The sequence below is a fragment of the Curtobacterium sp. MCBA15_001 genome (assembly GCF_001864835.1).
Lineage (GTDB): Bacteria > Actinomycetota > Actinomycetes > Actinomycetales > Microbacteriaceae > Curtobacterium.
This window is the reverse complement of sequence record NZ_MJGI01000021.1, coordinates 213,699-228,729: the sequence shown is the minus strand read 5'-3', so window position 1 is coordinate 228,729 and position 15,031 is coordinate 213,699. Positions and strand designations below refer to the sequence as shown.

At 68.0% G+C, this 15,031-nt stretch carries 16 protein-coding genes; 7 read left to right on the top strand and 9 right to left on the bottom strand.

What is annotated here, in order from left to right; translation table 11 throughout:
- Positions 1-14 precede the first annotated feature (14 nt).
- Positions 15-578 carry a hypothetical protein gene (locus tag BIU90_RS07535; RefSeq protein WP_071299600.1) on the top strand — a complete coding sequence of 188 codons (564 nt, stop codon included), beginning with the start codon at positions 15-17 and terminating at the stop codon, positions 576-578.
- 272 nt (positions 579-850) lie between these two features.
- On the opposite strand, the gene BIU90_RS07530 is transcribed toward BIU90_RS07535, so the two are convergent.
- The 5 genes from BIU90_RS07530 to BIU90_RS07515 form a co-directional block, all read right to left on the bottom strand.
- Positions 851-1,369: a GNAT family N-acetyltransferase gene (locus BIU90_RS07530; RefSeq protein WP_071299599.1), complete on the bottom strand. Its 519-nt coding sequence runs from the start codon at positions 1,367-1,369 to the stop codon at positions 851-853.
- 27 nt (positions 1,370-1,396) lie between these two features.
- The gene (locus BIU90_RS07525; RefSeq protein WP_139195167.1) at positions 1,397-2,335 is read right to left on the bottom strand and encodes an aldo/keto reductase family oxidoreductase; all 939 of its coding nucleotides are present in this window, start codon (positions 2,333-2,335) and stop codon (positions 1,397-1,399) included.
- Positions 2,336-2,558: 223 nt separating this feature from the next.
- Complete coding sequence (locus BIU90_RS18265; RefSeq protein ID WP_139195166.1) at positions 2,559-3,773, bottom strand: hypothetical protein; 1,215 nt, start codon at positions 3,771-3,773, stop codon at positions 2,559-2,561.
- A gap of 1,216 nt (positions 3,774-4,989) precedes the next feature.
- Positions 4,990-5,592, bottom strand: a complete 603-nt coding sequence (locus tag BIU90_RS07520) for a hypothetical protein (RefSeq protein WP_071299598.1) — start codon at positions 5,590-5,592, stop codon at positions 4,990-4,992.
- 21 nt (positions 5,593-5,613) lie between these two features.
- Entirely contained in the window at positions 5,614-6,369 is a 756-nt protein-coding gene (locus BIU90_RS07515) for an SDR family NAD(P)-dependent oxidoreductase (RefSeq protein WP_071299597.1), read from the bottom strand.
- 34 nt (positions 6,370-6,403) lie between these two features.
- Here BIU90_RS07515 and BIU90_RS07510 point away from each other — a divergent pair, with 34 nt between their 5' ends.
- Positions 6,404-7,273: a putative RNA methyltransferase gene (locus BIU90_RS07510; RefSeq protein ID WP_071299596.1), complete on the top strand. Its 870-nt coding sequence runs from the start codon at positions 6,404-6,406 to the stop codon at positions 7,271-7,273.
- Positions 7,274-7,302: 29 nt separating this feature from the next.
- On the opposite strand, the gene BIU90_RS07505 is transcribed toward BIU90_RS07510, so the two are convergent.
- Genes BIU90_RS07505 through BIU90_RS07500 form a run of 4 tightly spaced genes read right to left on the bottom strand, consistent with a single transcriptional unit; the run spans position 7,303 to position 9,329 of the window.
- A complete protein-coding gene (locus BIU90_RS07505) occupies positions 7,303-7,740 on the bottom strand; it encodes a hypothetical protein (RefSeq protein WP_139195165.1) in 438 nt (145 codons plus the stop codon).
- A complete protein-coding gene (locus BIU90_RS18260) occupies positions 7,724-8,278 on the bottom strand; it encodes a hypothetical protein (protein ID WP_139195164.1) in 555 nt (184 codons plus the stop codon). The genes BIU90_RS07505 and BIU90_RS18260 overlap by 17 nt, the downstream gene beginning before the upstream one ends.
- Positions 8,262-8,858 (bottom strand): hypothetical protein, encoded by a 597-nt coding sequence (locus BIU90_RS18255; protein ID WP_139195163.1) that lies wholly within the window; start codon positions 8,856-8,858, stop codon positions 8,262-8,264. The genes BIU90_RS18260 and BIU90_RS18255 overlap by 17 nt, the downstream gene beginning before the upstream one ends.
- Before the next feature lie 48 nt (positions 8,859-8,906).
- Positions 8,907-9,329 (bottom strand): VOC family protein, encoded by a 423-nt coding sequence (locus BIU90_RS07500; protein ID WP_071299594.1) that lies wholly within the window; start codon positions 9,327-9,329, stop codon positions 8,907-8,909.
- A 62-nt stretch (positions 9,330-9,391) separates the two neighbouring features.
- On the opposite strand from BIU90_RS07500, the gene BIU90_RS07495 reads away from it, so the two are divergent.
- The 5 genes from BIU90_RS07495 (at position 9,392) to kdpC (ending at position 15,013) form a co-directional block, all read left to right on the top strand.
- Positions 9,392-10,348 carry a YafY family protein gene (locus BIU90_RS07495; RefSeq protein WP_071299593.1) on the top strand — a complete coding sequence of 319 codons (957 nt, stop codon included), beginning with the start codon at positions 9,392-9,394 and terminating at the stop codon, positions 10,346-10,348.
- Between the two features lie 195 nt (positions 10,349-10,543).
- Entirely contained in the window at positions 10,544-10,633 is a 90-nt protein-coding gene (locus BIU90_RS07490) for a potassium-transporting ATPase subunit F (RefSeq protein ID WP_071299592.1), read from the top strand.
- The gene (gene kdpA, locus BIU90_RS07485; RefSeq protein ID WP_071299591.1) at positions 10,633-12,315 is read left to right on the top strand and encodes a potassium-transporting ATPase subunit KdpA; all 1,683 of its coding nucleotides are present in this window, start codon (positions 10,633-10,635) and stop codon (positions 12,313-12,315) included. Before BIU90_RS07490 ends, kdpA begins: the two co-directional genes overlap by 1 nt.
- The gene (kdpB, locus tag BIU90_RS07480; RefSeq protein WP_071299590.1) at positions 12,312-14,408 is read left to right on the top strand and encodes a potassium-transporting ATPase subunit KdpB; all 2,097 of its coding nucleotides are present in this window, start codon (positions 12,312-12,314) and stop codon (positions 14,406-14,408) included. The genes kdpA and kdpB overlap by 4 nt, the downstream gene beginning before the upstream one ends.
- A gap of 2 nt (positions 14,409-14,410) precedes the next feature.
- Positions 14,411-15,013, top strand: coding sequence for a potassium-transporting ATPase subunit KdpC (kdpC, locus tag BIU90_RS07475; RefSeq protein ID WP_071299589.1), 603 nt, complete (start codon positions 14,411-14,413; stop codon positions 15,011-15,013).
- Positions 15,014-15,031 lie beyond the last annotated feature (18 nt).

Genomic DNA, 15,031 nt, shown 5'->3' with positions numbered 1-15,031 from the left:
GGTAGTGTTCCAGGATGACACCGACGGCCTGCGTCGACGAGTCCGAGCTGGGGGACGGGCGGGACCCCGGCGCGTACATCCTGGCTGCCGTCCTGGCGCCGGACGGCTCCGAGCAGGTCGTCCGTGAAGACCTGCTCGCGCTGAAGCCGAGATCGGCGAAGAAGTTGCACTGGACCGAGAGTGACGGGCGACACCGCGCTCGCATCGTGGCGGCGATCACGGCCATGCCAGTCACCTTCGTCGGCGTCGTGGCCGTCCTCGACGTGCTCACGCGGCGTGAGCGTCGACGCCGACTCACGTTGGAGCGGCTGTTGCAGGAGCTGATGGCGATCGGCGTCGACCGGGTCGTCCTGGAGTCGCGCGGGCCCGCGGATCGCCTGGACCGTCAGCACGTCGATGCACTCCGCTCACGCCGACTGCTCACCGACGTCCGTGTCGACCACGTGCCCGGCACGGCCGAGCCGCTGCTCTGGGCCGCTGACGCGATGTGTGGTGTCATCGCTGCCGACCGGCAGGACAACGGACAACACCGGCTGGCTGTGGGTGTGCGGCTCGTCGTGCACGAGGAACCCCGGTGAAAGCGCGAATCCCCGGGCCCCGCTGTACCGCAGGATCTCCCAGGGATCACTTCCGCTCCCACCGCGATGGGGCGACTGCGACAAGTGTCACATTCCACGACCAGGAAGGCAACAGTTCTCGTATGACAGCCGAAACGAACACCCCTCTGACGAGTGCGCTCGATGTGGCTGTCATCAGCCTGCGCCTCGCGATGGACGACGGCCAGCGAGCAGGACTCGACGAGGTGATCGAGTCCTTCGGGTGGTCTCGTGGCGAGCTCGACCCTGCGGCGTCAGCTGCTGGGGACGCGGTACTTGAAGCCGACGTGTGACCCGACGAAGCCGAGCCGCTCGTAGAACCGGTGGGCGTCGACCCGCGCGGCGTCGGACGTCAGCTGGACCAGGGGAGCGTCCAGGGCAGCCGCGGCGACGTCGGTGACCCAGCGCATCATCGCCCCTCCGATCCCGCTGGAGCGCAGGTCGCTGCGGACGCGGACGGCCTCGACGAGCAGCCGGGTCGAACCCTGCCGAGCCATGCCGGGGATGCGGGTGAGCTGGAAGGTGCCCACGAGCCTCCCGTCCTGGTCGACGGCGACCAACAGCACGTTGGCCGGATCGTCGACGATCGCCCGCAGGGCGGCGGCGTACCGCGGCCGGTCGGTGTCGTCGGCGACGTCACCACGAGCCGCGCTCACCGGGTCGTCGGCCAGCAGCGTCATCAGGGCGTCGAGGTCGTCGGTGGTCGCTGACCGCAGGGTGACCTCGCCGTGGCGGGTGGACAGCGGAACGGGCAGGGTCAGGTCGCGGAGCACGATCCCACCCTGCCCGATCCGGCGGCGTCAGGGGACGACGTGGCCGGCGGCGGTCAGGACGCGGTACCACTCCTCGCGCGAGAGCTCGACGTCGCTGCCGGCGGCCGAGTCCCGCACGCGCTGCGGGTTCGTCGTGCCGAGGACGACCTGGAAGCGCGCGGGGTGGCGGGTGATCCACGCGACGGCGATGCCGGTCGGGGTGACGCCGTGTGCCGACGCCAGTTCCTCGAGGACGTCGTTCAGCTCGGCGTACTGCTCGCGGTCGCCCAGGAAGACGCCGTCGAAGAAGCCCTTCTGGAACGGCGACCAGGCCTGCAGGGTCACGTCGTGCAGCCGTGAGTAGTTGAGGATGTCGTTGTCGCGGTCGATCGACTGGTCGAGGCCGCCCATGTTCGCGGAGAGGCCCTGGGTGATCACGTTCGCGTGCGTGATGCTCAGCTGCACCTGGTTGAACGCGAGGGGCTGCTGCACGGACTTCTTGAGCAGCTCGACCTGCCCGGGGGTGTGGTTCGAGACACCGAAGTGGTGGACCTTGCCCGCGGCGTGCAGCTCGGCGAACGCCTTCGCGACCTCGTCCGGCTCGACCAGGGCGTCGGGGCGGTGCAGCAGCAGCACGTCGATGTAGTCGGTCTGCAGCGCCGTCAGCGACTCCGCGACGGACTCCATGATGTGCTCGTAGGAGAAGTCGAAGTACGCGCCCTTCGCGGTCGGGCGGATGCCGACCTTCGTCTGCAGCTGGATCGCGGCGCGCTCCGAGGGCGACAGCGTGACTGCGCCGGCGAAGCGCTCTTCGCAGCCGTGCCAGCCGCCGTAGACCGCGGCGTGGTCGAACATCGTCACGCCGGCGTCCCGCGACGCGGTGTACAGCGACCGGATGTCCTCGTCGCTCATGTCGGTGATCCGCATCAGTCCGACGACCACGTCGGAGGCGGTGAGGTCTGTCTGTGGCAACTCCAGTGTCTTCACACCGTCGATCCTGCCAGGCCCCGCATCGCCCAACGGGGCCCTGCCAGTACCCGACAGGACCGCAACCCGGCACCTCCGCAGATCGAGCTTGACTTCTCCGCCGAGGACGGCCACGAAGTTGCGCCGATGGAGCCGGGCCGTCACCAAAACGCCACAAACGCGGTGTTCTTCCCGACGGTGGTGACGGCCGCCGTGACCCCCGCCACCTTCCGTGGCTGCGCTCTTATCCGAGACGGGAGTCGGGCACCTCGAGGAATCCAACGAGGTCGACGTGGTCGTTGCAGATCGACGCAAACGTGTCTTCGTGGCGCCTCGATCGCGGGAACGTGCGGGTTCTCAAAACACCTTGATCGGGGAGGATATGAACGCCGTCACGCGTCAGGAGGCTAATCGTTTCATACGACTCGAGGACAAAGCCACTTTTCAACTGGCGCGTTTCAGATGTGGTTGCAACCATTTCCCCCGCGCGAGAGTCGACAACAAAATCGCGGCTGCGGACGATGCCACGTCTTTCTGCTGGAGAGCCCCATCCGAGGTTGATCACCGACGCAAAATCCTGGCCGTCGGATACGAGAAGCCTGTAGTTGGAGTTTCCGACTACGTAGAGTTCGTCAGAAGCCGGTCCGACAGTGGTCCCAGCAACTGCTGCATCAGTGACCGGCTTCAATATGCTCTCGGGGTGGTCGTGGTCGACGATGACTGTGCGATCGTAGCTTTGATCGCCTCCGGCCGATTCGCGTTGCGTCCGCGCCCTGAGAAACTCCGGTGCTGCGTCACCGTTGTAATTCAAAAGGTTGTACGACGAGAACGAAGTACTGATTGCATAGTCGTCGATGAGCTTGAATGAAGAGGGTGATGAATGCCAATTAGCTCCCTCGCCGAAAAAGATCGGGGCTGTTCGAAGCCCCTTATCCTCCATCGCGGCCGCGATGGTGTTGCTCGCAATCGCGACACTATTTACTCGACCACTTTCGCTCAAGATGAGCGGGTTGTCGTTCTTCGGATACTCTGGGTTGAATTCCGTCTCGAAGAGGCCAGCCGTGGTAGCCGAGAAAACGCGATTGCCCGTCACTGCGACATCAAGAAGGAACCCCTCGAGCCGTTCGTGCATCGGCACAAGGTGAGGGGCTGCAGTCACCTCGAAGCAGAGGTCAGGGTTGTGCGCTGTCGCGTCGATCACCAACGCATTCAGTGCTGTAGCGGTCTTCTGCAATGTTACGAACTGCTCACCGACTTTCCAGTCAGTTCTGAAGATAAGGTAGTCGGCCAAAAGGCGAGCGGCCGCCCCGCCTTGACGGTTGACTTCATTACGGATTTGATCGAGCTTGATCCAAGCGAGCCGACCGTCCGGTGTCCAGAGTAGAAGGCTCCCTTTGTAGAGCCAAGCGTCTGACCACTGACCCGGGACCCTCACGCGTAGTTCGAGGAGCCGCTTCATACGGTCCTCCGAATGATGCGCGAATGTGTTGCTCGATCAATGACCTCGTTGTTCAACCACTCGTCGACGATGGCCTGCGAGGGAAAAGCTTCATTAGCGCGCTTTCTCGTCCCGCCAACGGGAAAGCCGTGCCATGATGCTCCGGCAGCGCTCGGGGCCATGAAACGGGCGAGGCGCTCCCTTGCGGTGCCGATGGGCGTGTGTGAGAAGTGCCATCTGTCTCCGACTGCCGAGCCCGCGGGTTCAGCAGTCGAGTTGCAGAAAGCGTGGCACTCATCCGGGCGCGGGATGCTCCATCTACCTTTGTGCGCGTTCGCCACGCGATGATCTGCCTTGCAGTGATACGCCTCGCCTCGGCATGACAAATAGTAATGCTCAGCACCGACTTGATAGTCGAAGTGGCAGGTGTTCGTTCGGGCGATGGGCATACCCCTCCGATGCGTGTCCCCTCAAGCGTGACTAGAGCATACTGCCGGACGTGGGTCATGCGCACCCCCGTAACTACATCGCGCCTGATAGCAATTGTCTGAAGCCACCTCTTCGATGGTGGTCGATGGCCCGAGTCGCGGGGACGCCATTTCGTCCCGCGCAGTCCCACTGCCTGTTGCGCTTGCCCTCGCTCTAACGGTCATCTTCGGGATGTGCGGGCTCTTCCTGCGGTAGCCGTCCGGCTGGCCCTCGCACCATGTGGACGCGCGGGGTCCTCGCTGGGGCGGTGCTCGTCGTCGTCGCCGACGTCGTGAGCGGGCGCACAACATCGTCATTCGGTGGGGATCTGGTCGGGCGCATGCCGTGCACGGACGCGTCACCGCAGACCGCGCATGCGGGTCACGTCGTTGATCTGACCGGGACCGACGTGCATGACGTCCTCCGGGTGGGAGGTCGCGGCACCGACCCGGTCGGAGGTGCGCGTTACGGTGTGTTGCGACGAGCCTCCCGACGGCCAGGAGTCCACCTCAGTGCGCCTTCCGCCGGCTCCTTGACCGGGGAAGTGACGTTCGACATCGTGAACTGGGAGTTCTCGACCTGCCCTTGTCCTTGCCGCTGCTCTTGCCCCTGCGGCGTGAGTAGTGCCGGACCGGCCAGCAGCTTTCGGGGCATCGCGCCTGAGTTGCCGGCGAGCTGACGGGCCGCCGTGGCTGACGAGCCGCCTGCGACCTCGTCGGGTCAGGGCGTGGAGGCACCGGTATGGTCCTGCCAGTACCCGACAGCCCGGTCAGCTGCGCAGGACCGCCACGACCGCCGGGTCCGCGTCGTGCCAGGTCGCGGTCAGGGTCTCGCCCGCGGGCAGGGGCGTCCCGACCACGCGCACGATCGTCAGGTCGCCGATGGTGGTCAGCGCTCCGTCGGTGGTCGGCGCGACCGCGTCCACGGTCGGTGACGTCGTTGCGGCACCGCTGCCCACGGCCGTCCCGAGCACCGGCGGCGCCTCGCCCCCCTCGGCTGACTCGAGCGAGGCCTCGTGCCCGCCGGTCGCGATGGCCCGTCGCAGGACGTCGGCGTAGACCGGGTCCCCGGCGGCGTCGTACACCCAGCGTCGGCCGAGCACGGAGTGCTCCATCTCGGTCAGCAGGAAGTCCTCGGCTCCGGGCAGCGGAGCGCCACGGTAGGTGAGTGGCACGTGCAGGACCGGGCCGCCGTCGACGTGCACCAGGTACGTCTCGACGCCGACCTCGCCCGCCGGGTCGTCGAACCGGAAGCGACCGTCGACCAGCACCTCGGCCCCGGGCGTGACACCGCTCCACGCCTGCGTCGGGAGCCAGCCCCCGATCGCCTCGGTCTTCGACGGGCGGAGCGTTGCATCGTGGATGACGGCCATGCCCCGAACCTACCGACCGAGTCAGTGGACGGAGAAGCCCCCGTCGACGGCGATCGACTGCCCCGTCACGTACGCCGACCCGGGCCCGGCGAGGAAGACCGCCGCCGCCGCGAAGTCCTCCGGCCGTCCGTTCCGCCCGACGAGCGTCCGCGCCGCCAGTCGCTCGACGGCCACCGGGTCCGCGCTGAGCCGCGCGTTCAGCGCGGTCGGAACGAAGCCCGGCACCAGCGCGTTGGCGGTGACCCCGTGCGCGGACCAGGCCTCGGCCGTCGACCGGACCAGCGCCTCCAGTCCGGCTTTCGAGACCCCGTACGCGCCGCTGGCGGCGAAGGGGCGGTGGGCCTGCTGCGAACTGATCGCGATGACGCGCCCGTACCCGCGGGCCGCCATCCCCGGGAGCAGGCGCTGTCCGAGCACGAACGGCGCATCCAGGTTGACCGCCATCGTCGCGTCCCACGTGTCGCCGTCCAGGTCGGACATCGGCGGCCGCAGGTTGATGCCCGCCGAGTGGACCAGCACGTCGACCTCGCCGACCGCATCGGCGAGCGCCTGCGCGCCCGTCCGGGTGGACAGGTCTGCGGTGATCCCGGCGGCCGATCCGCCCGCGTCGCGCAGGGCTGCTGCCGTGGCCTCGACCGCGCTGGTCGTGCGTGCCGCGACGACGACGTGCGCCCCCGCGCTCGCGAGCGCCTCGGCGATCGCGCGCCCGATCCCGGAGCTGCCGCCCGTGACCAGTGCCGTGCGTCCGTCGAGACCGAAGAGCTGCTGCAGCGACATCCGGTCAGGCTACCGACGCCCGTACGCTGGTCCGGTGCGCGACGACCTGCTCCCCGTGCTCGCCTGCCCCGTCTGCAGCGAGCCCCTCGCCCGCACCGGCCCGGGACAGGCCGGGTGCGCGACCGGCCACCGGTACGACGAGGCCAAGCAGGGCCACCTGACGCTCCTGCCCGTCAAGCGGCGCGCGCTCACGGCGGACACGCCGGAGATGGTCGACGCCCGCATCCGGTTCCTCGGACGTGGGCACTACGCGCCCGTCGAGCAGGCGATCGCGCGGGTGGTCGCGTCGAGTGCCGCGCCGGGCGTCGTCCTGGACGTCGGGTCCGGTCCCGGGACCTACCTGGCACATGCGCTGCGCGCGGCGGACGGGAGGCTCGGGGTCGCGCCCGGAGCAGCACCTGCTGTCGGCCGCGACCCGGCGGCGCGACTGGGGGTCGCGTTGGATCTGTCGGCCGTCGCCGTCCGCCGCGCGGCTCGCGTGCACGACCGCGTGGGCGCGGTGGTGGGTGACGTCACGGAGCGCCTCCCGATCGTCGACGGTGCGGCCGCTGTCGTACTCGACGTCTTCGCGCCCCGGAACCAGCGCGAGTACGCCCGGGTCCTGCACGAGGACGGCGTGCTCGTGGTCGTGACGCCGCGCCCCGGGCACCTGGCCGAACTCGCCGAGGCCACGATCAGCGTCGACCCCGAGAAGGAACGGCGTCTGCACGACTCCCTGACGCCGTCGTTCGTGCAGCGGTCCTCCGAGGACGTGAGCTGGGCGATGGAGCTGTCCGCCGACGACGTGCACGATGTCGTGCACATGGGCCCGAGCCACCACCACGTCGCCCCCGACACGACGTTCGCGCCGGCGTCCGTGACGGCCGCGGTGACCGTCAGCACCTGGACGCCGGCGCGGGAATAATTCGCTGGCTCTTCTGAAGGAGGATCAGCTCAATTATCCGCGTCCGGCTGTGGGAACTCGACCGGCAACCGAACGGGGTTGACGTCCATTGCCGCCGACGCCTCGGCGATCCTCGCTCGATGGATCGAGTAAAGGAATGGATGAGCATGCTCGCTTATCAGCTGCGCGAGCTCCTCTTCTTCCTTCACCGCGTCCGAGCTGACGCCCGATAACGTTAGAAGGCAATTGACCACACTTCTGATGGTCGCGAATTCCTCTGATTCCCCAAGAGGACCCTCGAGGAGAACAACCTCCACCAGCGTCGACCAAGCGATGGCATTCGTCGAGATTGGCTCGAAGTCGCCTACGTCGAATTTAATTCGCACTCGCCTTTTCCCGCGGGGTTGCTCGAGCGAAAGTCGCTTATAAGCTAGCTCCTGCGAGTATGCGCGATCGACCTTGATCCCGACTTCAATTGGAGAAGACATTGCCCTCGTCGCTCCATTCGAGTTCCCATAGGTCATCACTACTTTCAATGTGATCACGGCGAACGGTCCCGTTTGTGCTATTCAACGTCAACTCATGTTGCATATCTTCAAGCGCAACGAACTCATCGATCGGCGCGAGCCGGTTCCACCGGACGTCGAACACTCCGCTTTGGCTTACAACGCGTTGCCGATAAATATCTACGCGGCTAGCATCGAAATCCATGTATGCAATGGGGAGAGGAGCGTCGACCTCGCTAATCGGCACCAGATTGAGGACCGGCCGGTATCCGCAAACACTAGCATATCTCACGAATGCTTGACTATTCACTTGGCTGGAATCTTCGATGAGAGCGGAGAGACGTTCCGCAGGTGCCCCTAGCGCTGTCGCAACTTCCGAAATCTTTCTGTCTGTCGCGTCTTCAAATAGCGCCTGAAACAGTTCTTCAACTCGAAGCTCGTAAGTGGCCAAAGCCAATTCGGCTCGGCCGGCAGGATCCTGGTTGATCTGATCAACGAGCGACTCAGGCTGCTCGGTCATAATCAAGGTCTTCCTTCCGTACTCTTTCACATTCACTGATATTATCAGCCCCAGCAGTTTTGCCATCTTTGGCAAAGCAGAACCCCACGCGGATCTGGGGCGCGAATTGAGGTATCCACCAATACTTTGCTTGCTCGCCACGTGGGCTTTCGTTTACGGCCCGAATTTGTGTAGTTTTGAACACGGACCCGTTGCCATCTGTCTCGTAGAATGACATGCGCTTCACGCCATGCTTGAACTCCCAGATGCCATTCTCGAGTTCGTTTATTGCACGTGCGTGCGTCGGTAGGCCGGTGTCAGCAAAGGTGCGTATGATTTGAAGAAGTTTGAACTTATCTGAAACTTGCCGCGTATCGGGCCACTCGTCGCCATCAAGGTGATCGGTATCAGCCTTCCATTGCCCGCGGGCAAGGTCGGCTAGCATTACGGATGCGGGCTGCACGCCCTCGGCATCGCGCGCGGGGAATACTATGTGCGTGCGACCGCGCGCAATCGGAACCCTCGCCACTTCTCCCCCGGCCTCGTAGTCGCTCTTGAGTAGAGCATAGGGTGCCTTGGCTGCGCGGCGGCCCAAGGCCACAGATCTACCTGGAATCCAACGGCCTCGCACCAGGGCTGCGGGGACCGGTCAGTCCTCGCGCGGAGCGGCGACGTCGAGCGCCCAGATGACGCCGAACTTGTCGCGGAGCTGCCCCGCGAGCTGTGACCACGCGGAGGGGCCGAACGGCTGCCGGACCTCGGCGCCGTCGAGCAGGCCGTTCCACGCGGCCGTGATCTCGTCCGCGTCCGTGCCGCTGAGGTACACGTACGACGCGTTCGTGCCCTGGTCGTACGGTTGGCCGGGCCACACGTCGAAGGCCATCACGCGGATCCCGGAGGCGGACTGCACCTGGCCCCACACGATCCGGTCTGCCCAGGCGGGCTCGTCGGTGGCACCCATCGCGCCGTAGGTCATGGTCGCGGGCTCGGCGCCGAACGCCTGCGCGTAGAAGTCCAACGCCTGCCGAGCGTTGCCGTCGAAGTTGAGGTGCGGTGTCGTGGTGATCGTCATGGGAGCGAGTCTGCCGAGGGAAGCGGTCAGATCGTGTCCGCTTCTCGACGGATACTGAGTCCATGGCCGGACCGTCCTCACGCATGCTCGCGCTGCTCTCCCTGCTGCAGGTGCGCCGTGACTGGCCGGGCGACGTGTTGGCCGAGCGCCTCGAGGTCAGCCCGCGCACCGTCCGCCGCGACGTCGACCGGCTGCGCGAACTCGGCTACCGCGTCGAGGCGCTGAAGGGCCCGGCCGGCGGTTACCGGTTGTCCGCCGGGTCCGAGCTGCCGCCGCTGCTGTTCGACGACGAGCAGGCGGTCGCCATCGCCCTGGCACTCGCCGTCGCCCCGGCCTCCGGTGCGGACATCGCCGAGTCCGCAGCGCGGGCGCTCGCCGCGGTCCGGCAGGTCATGCCCGCGCGGCTGCGGCACCGGGTCGACGCCGTCGACGTCGTCGCCACCCCCGGCACCACCACGGTGGACCCCGAGGTGCTGGTCGCCGTGAGTGACGCCGTCCGGACCCGGCAGGTGCTGCGGTTCGCGTACGGCGACGACGAGCAGCACGGCCGACCGCCCCGCCGGGTCGAACCCCACGCCGTCGTCGCCCGGAACGGCCGCTGGTACCTGCTGGCGTGGGAGGACGAGCGGCAGGACTGGCGCACCTACCGCGTGGACCGGATCACCCCGCGGGCACCGACCGGTCGTCCGTTCACCCCGCGTCCGGTGCCGAGCGGTGACCCGGCTGCGTTCGTCGCGGCACGGTTCAAGGGCTCGGACGTCATCGACGCCTGGCCCTGCCGCGGCACGGTCGACCTGCCCGTCGCGGCGCGGACGGTCGCGCCGTACCTGGATGCGGACGCCGTGCTCGAGGCGACCGGGCCGACCTCCTGCCGCCTGACCGCGGGCTCCTGGTCCTGGAACGCGCTCGTGGCCCGCTTCGCAGCGCTCGACACCGACTTCACGATCGTCGGACCCCCGGAACTCCGCGCCGCAGCGCGGGCGTCAGCAAGCCGCATGCGTCGCGTATCGGAGCGTTAGGAACCCGTCAGGACCGTCCTGGAGGCCCGGTGCCGGATCCACGATCGGTTCCGGCACCACACACGGTGCCGTCCACGGCATCCGCCGCGGAACCGCAGATCTCCAGGAGTCCCACGTGTTCGACGTCTTCGTCGTCGCCGGTGTCCTCGCCGTGTTCGGCGTGGTGGCACTGATCGCCAAGGGGGTGGAGCGACTGTGATCGTGATCACCATCGTCGCTGCCGTCCTCGGCATCGCCGCACTCGTCTACCTCGTCTGGGCGCTCGTGCGTCCCGAGCAGTTCTGATGGGCACCGCAACGGTCTGGGCCGGCATCGCCCAGGTCGCCGTCCTCGTCCTGCTGCTCGTCGTGGTGCACCGCCCGCTCGGCGACTGGATGGCCCGCGTCTACGAGTCCGGCCACCACGGCCGCATCGAACGGGGCATCTACCGCGTGATCGGTGTGGACCCCGACGCCGAGCAGTCCTGGGCCACGTACCTGCGCGGCGTCCTGCTCTTCAGCGTCGTCGGCCTGCTGGTGGTGTACCTGCTGCAGCGCATCCAGGTCGTGTTGCCGGGCGACCTCGGGCTGCCGAACGTCGGGCCGTCGCTGGCCTTCAACACGGCGGCGTCCTTCGTCTCCAACACGAACTGGCAGTCGTACTCGCCCGAGGCGACCCTGGGCTTCAGCGTCCAGATGGCCGGCCTCGCGGTGCAGAACTTCCTGTCCGCGGCCGTCGGCCTCGCCGTCGCGGTGGCACTGGTGCGCGGCTTCGCCCGTCGGCGCGCCGGGACGATCGGCAACGTGTGGGCCGACATCGTCCGCGGCACCGGCCGGCTGCTCCTGCCGCTGGCCTTCGTCGCCGCGATCGTGTTGGTCGCCGGTGGCGTCATCCAGTCGTGGGGCGCCGGCACCGACGTCACGACGCTGGTCGGTGGCACGCAGCACCTGCCGAACGGCTTCGTCGCCTCGCAGGAGGCCATCAAGGAGCTCGGCACGAACGGCGGCGGGTACTTCAACGCCAACTCGGCGCACCCGTTCGAGAACCCGCAGGCCTGGACGAACCTGTTCGAGATCTTCCTCATGCTCGCGATCCCGTTCTCGCTCCCGCGCACCTTCGGACGGATCGTGGGCGACAAGCGCCAGGGGTACGCGATCCTCACCGTCATGGCGACGATCTTCCTGGTGTCGCTCTCGGTCATGTCGATCGCCGAGCTCGCCGGCGGCGGGTCCGCCACGCAGGCGGCCGGTGGCGCGATGGAGGGCAAGGAGGTCCGGTTCGGGATCCTCGGATCGACGCTCTTCTCGACGGCCACCACGTCGACCTCCACCGGCGCGGTGAACGCCATGCACGACAGCTACACGCCGATCGGCGGCATGATGGCGATGCTCAACATGATGCTCGGCGAGGTCACCCCCGGCGGCGTCGGGTCGGGCCTGTACGGCATGCTCGTCCTCGCGGTCATCACGGTGTTCATCGGGGGCCTGCTGGTCGGCCGGACGCCGGAGTACCTCGGCAAGAAGATCCGCGCCAAGGAGATGACCTTCGCGGCGCTGTACATCCTCGTCACGCCGACGGTCGTGCTGCTCGGCACCGCGCTCAGCCTGGTGACACCGGGCGTCCGCGAGCAGGTCCTCGGCACGTCGGTGTTCAACCCCGGCAACCACGGCCTGTCCGAGCTGCTCTACGCGTTCACCAGCGCCGGCAACAACAACGGGTCGGCGTTCGGCGGGCTCACCGCGAACACGACCTGGATGAACTCGGCGCTCGGCGTCGCGATGCTGCTCGGCCGCTTCGTGCCGATGGTGTTCGTCCTGGCGCTCGCCGGGTCGCTCGCCAGCCAGGACAAGGTGCCGGCGACCGTCGGCACGCTCCCCACCCACCGGCCGCTGTTCATCGGCCTGCTCGCGGCCGTCGCCGTCATCGTGACCGCGCTCACCTACTTCCCGGTGCTGGCACTGGGACCCCTCGCAGAAGGACTCTCATGAGCACTGTGACCTCCGAGCCGGAGCCGCGCACCGCCGTGGAGCCGACCACCCGCTCGTCCGCCTTCGGGCCCCGACAGCTGCTGGCGGGCCTCCCGGGCGCCTTCCGGAAGCTCGACCCGCGCCTGATGTGGAAGAACCCCGTCATGTTCCTGGTGGAGGTGGGCGCAGCCCTCACCACCGCGGCGGCGTTCGTCGACGTCTCCGCCTTCACCATCGCGATCGCGATCTGGCTCTGGCTGACGGTCGTCTTCGCGAACCTGGCCGAGTCGGTGGCCGAGGGACGGGGCAAGGCGCAGGCCGACACGCTCCGGAAGACCCGCTCGACCACGAGCGCGAAGCGCGTGCTCGGCTACGACGCCGCCGACCCCGCCGCCACGGCCAACGCGACCGAGGACATCGCCTCGGTCGACCTGGCCAAGGGCGACGTCGTGGTGGTCGTCGCCGGTGAGGTGATCCCCGGTGACGGTGACGTGATCGACGGCATCGCCTCGGTCGACGAGTCGGCCGTCACGGGCGAGTCCGCGCCGGTCATCCGCGAGTCCGGTGGTGACCGCAGCGCCGTCACGGGCGGCACCCGCGTGCTCAGCGACCGGATCGTGGTGCGCATCACCTCCACCCCTGGCGAGACGTTCATCGACCGGATGATCCGCCTGGTCGAGGGCGCTGCCCGCCAGAAGACGCCGAACGAGATCGCGCTGAACATCCTGCTGGCGTCCCTGTCGATCGTGTTCGTGATCGTCTGCCTGACGATGCAGCCCATCGCCGGCATGGTCGGCTCGACGGTCAGCATCACGGTGCTCATCGCCCTGCTCGTCTGCCTGATCCCGACCACGATCGGTGCGCTGCTCTCCGCGATCGGCATCGCCGGCATGGACCGGCTCGTGCAGCGGAACGTCCTGGCGATGTCCGGCCGCGCGGTCGAGGCGGCGGGTGACATCACCACGCTGCTGCTCGACAAGACCGGCACGATCACCTACGGCAACCGTCGGGCGTCCCGCGTGGTGCCCGTCCCCGGGGTCACGCAGGCCGACCTGATGGAGGCCGCGGCGCTCTCGAGTGCCGCCGACTCCACCCCCGAAGGCCGCTCGATCGTCGACCTGGCCATCGCCGACGGCGTGAGCGCGGGGCTGCCCGAGGGTGCCGTCGAGGTGCCGTTCACCGCGAACACCCGCATGTCCGGGCTCGACCTGCCGGACGGGTCACAGGTCCGCAAGGGTGCTGCGGCTGCAGTGCTCGCCTGGGCTGACACCGCCGATGCCAGTGTCACCGCGGCGATCGACGCCTCGGTCGCCGAGATCTCCGACCAGGGCGGCACCCCGCTCGTGGTCGCCCGACGGGCAGCGTCGGGCACGGTCTCGCTGCTCGGGGTCGTCCACCTGAAGGACGTCGTGAAGGACGGCCTCGCCGAGCGCTTCGGCGAGCTCCGCAGCATGGGCATCCGCACGGTGATGATCACCGGCGACAACCCCCGCACCGCGAAGGCGATCGCCGCCGAGGCCGGGGTGGACGACTTCCTGGCCGAGGCCACCCCGGAGGACAAGCTCGCGCTGATCCGTCGGGAGCAGGAGGGCGGGAACCTCGTCGCGATGACCGGCGACGGCACGAACGACGCGCCGGCCCTGGCGCAGGCGGACGTGGGCGTGGCGATGAACACCGGGACGACCGCGGCGAAGGAGGCCGGCAACATGGTCGACCTCGACTCGGACCCGACGAAGCTCATCGACGTGGTCCGGATCGGCAAGCAGCTGCTCATCACCCGTGGGGCGCTCACCACGTTCTCGATCGCCAACGACGTCGCGAAGTACTTCGCGATCATCCCGGCGATGTTCCAGCTGGCCTTCCCCGGCCTGGCGGCGCTCAACGTCATGGGCCTGCACAGCCCGTCGTCCGCGATCCTGTCCGCGGTCATCTTCAACGCGCTCGTCATCGTGGCGCTCATCCCGCTGTCGCTGCGTGGCGTCAAGTACCGCGCAGCCTCGGCGTCGTCGATCCTCGGCCGCAACCTGCTCGTCTACGGGCTCGGCGGCGTGATCGTCCCCTTCATCGGGATCAAGCTCATCGATCTCGTCGTCTCTCTGATCCCGGGGTTCTAGCCATGGCAACCAGTTCACGTTCCTTCCTGCGCACCACCGGTGTCGCCGTCCGTCTCACCCTGCTGGCGACCGTCGTGCTCGGCATCGCCTACCCGCTCGCCGTGTGGGGCGTCGGCCAGGCGGCCTTCCACGACCAGGCCAACGGCTCGATCGTGATGCAGGACGGCAAGCCCGTCGGCTCCTCGCTGATCGGGCAGTCCTTCGACGGCGGGCAGGCCGACCGGTGGTTCCAGTCGCGCCCGTCGGCTGCCGGCGAGGAGGGCTACGACGCGAACGCCTCGTCCGGGTCGAACCTCGGCCCGACGAACCCCGACCTGCTCAAGGCGATCCAGGAGCGCAAGGCCGCGGTCGCGAAGGCCGACGGGGTCGCCGCTGCCGACGTCCCCGCGGACGCGGTCACGGCGTCGGGGTCCGGGCTCGACCCGGACATCAGCCCCTCGTACGCGCTCGAGCAGGTGTCCCGTGTGGCCTCGGCGCGTGGGCTCAGCGACGCCGCCGTGCGGAAGCTCGTCGACGCGCACACCGAGGCACGCCAGCTCGGCGTCCTCGGGGACCCCGTGGTGAACGTGCTCGAGCTGAACCTGGCCCTGGCGCAGCTGCGCTGACCCGGCACCACAGCCAGT